This is a genomic window from Bacillus sp. GMa5/1, from assembly GCF_050172015.1.
GTDB classification, from domain to species: Bacteria; Bacillota; Bacilli; order Bacillales; family Bacillaceae_G; genus Bacillus_A; species Bacillus_A cereus.
Window position 1 is genome coordinate 1 of sequence record NZ_JBNLYC010000373.1, and the last position, 1,807, is coordinate 1,807.

The following is a 1,807-nucleotide window of genomic DNA, read 5'->3' on the forward strand; positions in this document are numbered from 1 at the left end:
GTTACTTGAGATTCGATAATAATTTTGCTTAGTGGGTATATTTAATGTCCTATAGCCTTTCCCTTACAAAAATTTCGTTGGCTATATATGATTTATTTCACCTTTCAGCTTAAAAATTTCTATATATTGAACAGTGAGTACCCTTATTTTTCAATTTCTAAAGGGATGTTGTGACTATAAGTTTGACTAGAGCTTCTAATTTGAAATCCTTCAAAGAAATCAATAGTTAAATTATCATCAAGAAAAGCTAAAGAGGCTTTGTTTATATAAAATGATTTCCAGTTTGTTTGAATTTCTTCGAAACCTACATCTGATTTAATTAATTGTATTCTTACAACCCCATCCAATGGACGCCCGCAGCCTCCCATTTCATATTGTAGAAATCGAAAATGGTTAGGATATTTAGTCTCTAAACTTTCGAAATGTTTAATAGCCGCTTCTGTAACAGTGATATTAATTTGCATATTATTTTCCCGCCTTTTCTATTTTGGATTGAAAGTAGAATAATTCAAGAACTCCCAATTATAAGATTCATAACAAGGTACTTCCAGTACTTCAAGTATTTGAAATTGTACTAAACGTTGTGCACCAGGGAACTTTGAGAGAATATCCTGATCAATGTTCCAAATGATACTTGCTTCTCCTGTGATTTGTAATGTACCACCAGTATTAAAATCAAAAAACAGTAACCCCACATTGGGATTTTGAACAATATTTCCTAAGGTATTGAACAACATGTTTCCTGAGTAATCTGGAAATATAATTGATTTTTCATTAATGACATGAACAAATCCTGGCATCCCACCCCTATGGGAAATGTCCATCTTTCCCTCAAAACTTGCACTTGCAATAATAAAAGTATCGGATTCACTAATCCAATTCTGTTGCTTTTTATTTAAAGTGTTAAGCGGATGAAGTTTCTTATTTACAATTTCTTCAACAGCTTTATATTCGAATCTTCTCGCCTGTATATATTTAGGACAATTACCGAATACTTGTTCAATTTTGATTTCAAAGTTTCCATCTGGATAAACTATCGAAACCTTACCATTTATTCGTATTCTTATTCTGGAAGCAAAATCAATTACTAAAATCCCTACTTCTTTATGTTGTAAAATATTTAGAAATAAAGGGTCACCTTCGTTTATTTTTGTATTGATTTTAACTATGTCGGCTTCAATAGCTTGTATGATACCAGGATTTCCTGCTAAAAATGAACTCCAAACTCTTCCTCTTTGATCCATAGAAGACATCACGAATGAATTCTGTCCATTGAGAAAATTCATGAACTTCTTTGGGAGTGTCTGTTGAATCATTGTACTTGCAGAGTTTGCAATCTTTTGTACACCTAGTAAATCGTGTACAGTACGCTCTCCAGAATGAAAAACCTCCATTTATTATTCCTCCAATCTACTTTGCAATAGCGAACTAGCTAAAACACATTCAAATACTTAAATGAAATAAAAACATTGGCTTCCTAAAAAACATAAAGCAAACATTGATAATATAATCTTTGCCATCAACAAGCTTTCATTACTTTTATTAATATACATAGAAGAATGAAAGCCATTCACTACAAGAAAATAACTTCATTTCACACTAGTCCTCTTTTGCAAAAGCATAATGGATTTAAAGGATTACCTTTAAGTTCTAACCTAAACATATACAGATATCCTTACGTTTAAAACCACGCTTTACAAGATACTTTATATACCCCTTATCGTGAAATTTTTATCTATTAAAGTTACTTATCATTTCGTATTGCTATCTTGTAAAGCAACTTCAGTTTAACTCTCAGTTAACTATT

Annotated in this window: 2 protein-coding genes; both read right to left on the minus strand. The window is 31.4% G+C overall.

The genetic code is table 11. The annotated features are described in order from the left end of the window. Positions 1–143 precede the first annotated feature (143 nt). Entirely contained in the window at positions 144–464 is a 321-nt protein-coding gene (locus tag ACQGSG_RS28730) for an iron-sulfur cluster biosynthesis family protein (protein ID WP_001166648.1), read from the minus strand. An 18-nt stretch (positions 465–482) separates the two neighbouring features. After that, complete coding sequence (locus tag ACQGSG_RS28735; protein ID WP_000451621.1) at positions 483–1,394, minus strand: pyridoxamine 5'-phosphate oxidase family protein; 912 nt, start codon at positions 1,392–1,394, stop codon at positions 483–485. Positions 1,395–1,807: the final 413 nt, after the last annotated feature.